Here is a 5,297-nt window from a genome sequence, read left to right as displayed (position 1 = left end):
CCTGTTTTTGCTGTGCTAGTTGGATGATTTGTTGAACAATCTGTGGTGTGGCACGTTTCGATTGCTCAATCACCATGTCGAGTTCGGCTTCTTTGTAGCGCCCGGTATTGGCGGGTTTTAACTGCGAAAAATCGTAACTGAGCACGGGGGCATCAACCATTCGCGCTGGCGTTAAAAAAGCTTCATCAAGCAGATAACGGATCGGTAGCTCAAAAATACAGTCACGGAAGAAGCGAGGCTCCTCACTGCGCACTTGGCCACGAGTATGGTATTGATAAATCCAGCCCATGCCTAAACGATAAGGCGTAGCGGTTAACCCCAACACTTTAATCCCTGGGTTGAGCTCGCTTAAATGGGTGATCACCTTTTGATAGCTACTACTTTTCTCATCCGGTACGCGGTGGCATTCATCAATCACCAGTAATGAAAATTGATTTTTAAAGGCATCTAAATTGCGCACCACGGATTGTACCGAAGCAAAGACGACCTGTTGATCTGTCTCTTTTCGTCCTAAACCTGCCGCAAATACCGCGCCTTGCAAACCGTAGCCCTCATATTTGGCATGGTTTTGCTCTACCAGTTCTTTCACGTGCGCTAGTACTAAGACTCGTCCTTTGGCAAGCCTTGCCAGCTCAGCAATAACCAAACTTTTTCCTGCCCCCGTCGGTAGTACAATTACGGCGGGCGTAGTGTGATGACGAAAATAGTGGATCACGGCTTTGACCGAGTCCGATTGATAAGGACGAAGTGTGTACATAACTCGCGTTGTCTCTTGTTGAACTCTGGATAAAAACAGTGAAATAGATCAACTATTTCATTTTAGCTGCGTATAATACCTGACTTGATTTAGATGAGGTAATCATGCGGTTAGATAAATTTTTGTGTGATGCGTTAGGTGCGACACGTAAAGAAGCCACCAAGATCATCAAAAGTGGTGATGTCACAGTAAATGGTAAGACGCAGAAAAGTGGTTCATTGCAGGTGACGCAGGAGTGTGAGGTGGAGTGGCAAGGTCGTGAGTTAATCTTGCATGGCCCGCGCTATATCATGTTACACAAACCCGCTGGCTACGTTTGCTCACATGAAGACGGCTTCAATCATACGGCATTTATTTTGCTCGATGAAGTGAATGTTCAAGACTTGCATTTTGCAGGACGTTTGGATGTCGATACCACAGGTTTGGTTCTGATCACCGATGACGGTCAATGGTCTCATCGCATTACCTCGCCAAAACACAAATGCGACAAAACCTACCGTGTCTGGCTTGCAGACCCTATTGAAGCGAATTATGTCGAACAATTCTTAACGGGTATTGAACTGCGTAATGAGCGTGAGCCAACCTTGCCTGCGCAATTGGAAGTCGTCGGTGAGAATGAATGTTTACTGACCATTCATGAAGGCAAATACCATCAAGTTAAACGCATGTTTGCTGCTTTAGGCAATAAAGTGGTTGGCCTTCACCGTGAGCGCATTGGTCATATTGTGCTAGATGAGGCACTAGAGCCCGGTGAATACCGTTATTTGACTGACCAAGAAGTGGCTTCTATTGGGGCTTGAAAGGCCTAGCTTTATTGCAACTTCATTCCTTATTTATCTGGAGAACTATGACTTCATCTCAACCTGTTACAGCGAATAATACGCCGCACATTAGTTTTTTACTCTTCTTAGTATTAGGTGCGATTGGCGCATTAACGCCGCTGGCGATTGATATGTATCTGCCAGCCATGCCAGCGATTGCTAAAGATCTCGGTGTGAGTGCTGGAGCGGTACAAATGACGCTGACTGCTTATACCGCTGGTTTTGCGATAGGCCAACTATTGCATGGTCCTCTAGCCGACAGTTATGGCCGTCGCCCAGTGCTGCTGATCGGCGTATTACTGTTTGGTATTGCTGCCACTGTGAGTGCGACTACGCAAGGTATTGAAGCGTTAACGTATGTTCGCGCTGCGCAAGGTTTTGCTGGAGCAGCGGCGGCTGTGGTTATTCAAGCGGTGGTGCGTGATATGTTTGATCGCGAAGATTTTGCTCGCGCCATGTCTTTTGTCACCTTAGTGATGACCGTTGCCCCGTTAGCTGCGCCGATGATTGGCGGACACTTGGCCATTTGGTTTGGTTGGCGTTCGATATTTTGGGTGTTGGCTATTTTTGCCGCAGTGGTGATTACTCTCGTGGTTTGGAAAATTCCAGAAACACTCAGTGCAGAAAATCGTCAACCACTACGCTTTCGAAATACCATTCGCAACTATGTGCAGTTAAGCCGTAACCCAGTCGCGATGGGGCTTGTTTTTTCTGGTGCTTTCTCGTTCGCTGGTATGTTTGCCTTTTTGACCGCAGGCTCTTTTGTCTATATTGATATTTATGGAGTCGATCCTGATCAATTTGGTTACCTGTTTGGCCTCAATATCGTCGCGATGATTATCATGACCAGCTTGAATGGTCGAATGGTGAAACGAGTCGGTTCCCACGCCATGCTACGCTTTGGTTTGTTGATTCAGTTGTGCGCAGGTATCGGGCTATTCATTGCTTGGTTACTCAACCTTGGCTTATGGGGCATTGTGCCTTTTGTGGTGCTCTTTATTGGCACATTGTCAACGATAGGCAGTAATTCAATGGGATTATTGTTAAGTGGTTATCCGAAAATGGCGGGCACCGCTTCTTCACTGGCTGGAACGTTGCGTTTTGGCACAGGCTCAGTGGTTGCGGCGATTGTCGCGATGATGCCTAGTGATGTTGAGTGGCCGATGATTGTGGTCATGACGGCGTGCTCGGTACTTTCATCTCTTTTTTATTGGACATTAGGAAGAAAGGCGTAATGTCAGAGTATTACCTCGAAATTCAACGTGTAGTGAATACAGCGCTGCAAGAGTTAACAGCAGAACACCAAGCGAATAAGCTGGTGAATGCGCCTTTAGCTAATAATCACTTTTTGGTGCATTGGGTGAGTAAGGCATTGAAAGCACAACGATTCCATCGCTGTGTGGTGGATGATTTAAATCGTTGGCAGAAAGCTGGACGTTCGAAAGGCAACCAATCTGAATTACTGTTTATCTTCAAACGCATCTCAGCATTTTACGGTAAGTTTTTTGCGCAAGAGGCGGATAACATCATTACCGATAAGAAAATTGACGCGTTTTTGGAATTCATGGAAGCGGCTCACTGGGAAGTGACAACATGTGATCCATTGGTGAATGAAGGCAAATTACAGCTTTTTACCGATGGGCAAAACTCATTGGCTTTGTGCGCAAATCAGTGTGAATCATGCTTTGATGGTGAACTGCTCGTGAAGCCGATGAACTGGTTTGTACGGGGCCATCATGCTGATTTCGTCGAAAAGGCCAGCAGTGCTGGCTTTATGGTGCATAAACGTACCGATTATAAGTCGAATGTGAAATATCATGGTGAGTATTTGATATACCCAAGCAACCATGGCGTGCAATTGGCTGAAATTCCATTAGGCTTTCCTATTGATTAGTATGGAATTGAAACCCAATAAGTTGCAGAGCTAGCGATTTCGCTAGCTCTTTTTTTGTGCCTTTTTGACGATGGCTTTGACCATGCCATTAAAAATAAAAAGGTGGGCAGGCATCATCGCGAACCAGTAAAGTAACCCTAAGAATCCTTTGGGGTGCCACCATGCGGTCACATTGAGTTCTCGCGTTTCGCCTAGATCTTTAATGGTAAATTCCAATCGCCCTAACCCTGGGCCTTTCATCCCAAAAAGAAGAGACAAAAACTGTTGAGGTTGGCAGCGGATCACTTTCCACGAATCAATAAAATCGCCAACTTGCAGTTCCGGGCCACAAGGGGAGCGGCGCACAGGTTTGCCACCACCGAATAAAAGATCGAGCCATTCGCGTGTACGCCATAGTGCATTGGCAAAAAAATAGCCTTCTTGGCGGCTTCCTATGGTTCGGATAACATCCCATAAAACCTCAGCAGAAGCGCTGGTCTGAATCGTTGCTCCTGCCTGTTTAGGATAGTAGCCAAAACCGGGTTGCCAACGTTGTAGGGCACTTGGATCAAATCCCCACACCTGCGAGCGTGTAAATTCCCCTTCATGCTCGATTATTTTGGTGACAACGTCACGATAGGGGGTCAGTTTTTGGGGATAGCGTGCTTCAATGGCTTGTGAGTCGGCAATGTAATCATGATCTAAACCGGCAAGTAGTGCTCTGCCAATATTAGAAGGGACTGAGGTGACAAGACCTAGCCAGTAAGAAGCCATTTTGGGGGTTAATAGTGGGGTAGACCATAACCGAAATGGTTTCTGCGTTGCCTGACAAATAATGGCAAATTGTTCGCGGTAGGAGAGGGTGTCAGGCCCACCGACTTCAAACAATTGGTGTGCAACGGGCTGCTCATTAGCTAATTCAAGTAGATAATGATTGAGGTTTTCCAGCGCTATCGGATTTGCTTTGGAATCAACCCATTTGGGAGTGATGAGCATCGGTAAGTTGTAAACAAAATCACGCATGATTTCAAATGCGGCTGATCCCGGTCCAAGAATGACACCGGCTCTTAACTCGGTCACTGGTACAGGACTTTTCCTAAGTAGATCGCCTGTCATTTTCCGTGCTTTGAGGTGCTCTGAGTTTCCGGTTTGTGGCTGAATCGCACTTAAGTAGATCAGGTGTTTGACCTGGCTAACCTCAAGGGCTTGTTTAACGTTTTCCGCTAGCGACAATTCATAGTCGACGAAATCATGTCCTTGCGCCATACCGTGCACTAAAAAATAAACCAGTTCAAATTGTGGGATAAGCGCAAGTGTTGCCTCTTTATCGGTAAGGTCTAAATAACGCAAGGTAAGGTTGGGATGAGATATGGCACGTGAGGTTAAGTAGTCAATGTGCCTAGCTGCGGCCGTTACTTGAAAACCTTGCGCTAATAGCAAAGGTAACAGTTGTGAGCCTACATAGCCTGATGCGCCGAGTACTAACACTTTTTTCATGACGGTCCCTTCAAATAAGATGGTTAGATTATGCTCACAGACGTATAATGGCGACTTCATTTTTCCTGTGCTATCAATGTGTTGAATTTGAGGTGATCGGTTGTCTGTTTTTTCGCAAATCGTGTTACATACAAGAGGCGATTTTTTCCGTCGCTTAATGGCTATCGCTCTGCCGATCACCTTGCAAAGTATTATGTTTTCTAGCCGTGGTCTAGTGGATGTTTTGATGCTAGGGCAATTAGGTGAGGCTGAAATTGCTGCGGTAGGCGTTGCCGCTAGAGCAACTTTTGTCACCACCATCATGCTAGTGGGCGTGACAACCGGAGGCGCACTGTTAACAGCTCAGTAT

Annotated in this window: 6 protein-coding genes; 4 read left to right on the top strand and 2 right to left on the bottom strand. The window is 46.2% G+C overall.

The annotated features are described in order from the left end of the window. Positions 1–757: DEAD/DEAH box helicase (locus AACQ21_RS04460; RefSeq protein ID WP_146127534.1), on the bottom strand; the 757-nt coding region annotated here is incomplete at its 3' end. Positions 758–861: 104 nt separating this feature from the next. On the opposite strand from AACQ21_RS04460, the gene rsuA reads away from it, so the two are divergent. From rsuA to AACQ21_RS04445, 3 genes are read left to right on the top strand one after another with little or no spacing between them, the layout of a single operon-like run. Continuing rightward, positions 862–1,557: a 16S rRNA pseudouridine(516) synthase RsuA gene (gene rsuA / locus AACQ21_RS04455; protein WP_017044313.1), complete on the top strand. Its 696-nt coding sequence runs from the start codon at positions 862–864 to the stop codon at positions 1,555–1,557. A 47-nt stretch (positions 1,558–1,604) separates the two neighbouring features. Beyond that, a complete protein-coding gene (locus tag AACQ21_RS04450; RefSeq protein WP_105976750.1) occupies positions 1,605–2,813 on the top strand; it encodes a Bcr/CflA family multidrug efflux MFS transporter in 1,209 nt (402 codons plus the stop codon). Continuing rightward, positions 2,813–3,472: a DUF2913 family protein gene (locus AACQ21_RS04445; protein WP_013857016.1), complete on the top strand. Its 660-nt coding sequence runs from the start codon at positions 2,813–2,815 to the stop codon at positions 3,470–3,472. Before AACQ21_RS04450 ends, AACQ21_RS04445 begins: the two co-directional genes overlap by 1 nt. A 42-nt stretch (positions 3,473–3,514) precedes the next feature. Here AACQ21_RS04445 and AACQ21_RS04440 read toward each other — a convergent pair whose 3' ends face one another. Beyond that, positions 3,515–5,008, bottom strand: coding sequence for a DUF2867 domain-containing protein (locus AACQ21_RS04440; protein WP_105976749.1), 1,494 nt, complete (start codon positions 5,006–5,008; stop codon positions 3,515–3,517). Positions 5,009–5,048: 40 nt separating this feature from the next. Between AACQ21_RS04440 and AACQ21_RS04435 the strand changes: the two genes are divergently transcribed. After that, positions 5,049–5,297, top strand: a 249-nt coding sequence (locus AACQ21_RS04435) for an MATE family efflux transporter (RefSeq protein ID WP_258174200.1), incomplete at its 3' end; no start/stop codon positions are given.

Origin of the sequence: Vibrio sp. V01_P9A10T6 (assembly GCF_963877065.1) — a bacterium.
GTDB lineage: Bacteria > Pseudomonadota > Gammaproteobacteria > Enterobacterales > Vibrionaceae > Vibrio > Vibrio anguillarum.
Note: the sequence above shows the minus strand (reverse complement) of the source record. Positions and strands in the feature narration are given on the sequence as shown.

Bases quoted from the DNA above. Each gene is read 5' to 3' on its own strand.
- rsuA (WP_017044313.1), top strand. From the start codon at position 862: ATGCGGTTAGATAAATTTTTGTGTGATGCGTTAGGTGCGACACGTAAA.
- AACQ21_RS04450 (WP_105976750.1), top strand. From the start codon at position 1,605: ATGACTTCATCTCAACCTGTTACAGCGAATAATACGCCGCACATTAGT.
- AACQ21_RS04445 (WP_013857016.1), top strand. From the start codon at position 2,813: ATGTCAGAGTATTACCTCGAAATTCAACGTGTAGTGAATACAGCGCTG.
- AACQ21_RS04440 (WP_105976749.1), bottom strand. From the start codon at position 5,008: ATGAAGTCGCCATTATACGTCTGTGAGCATAATCTAACCATCTTATTT.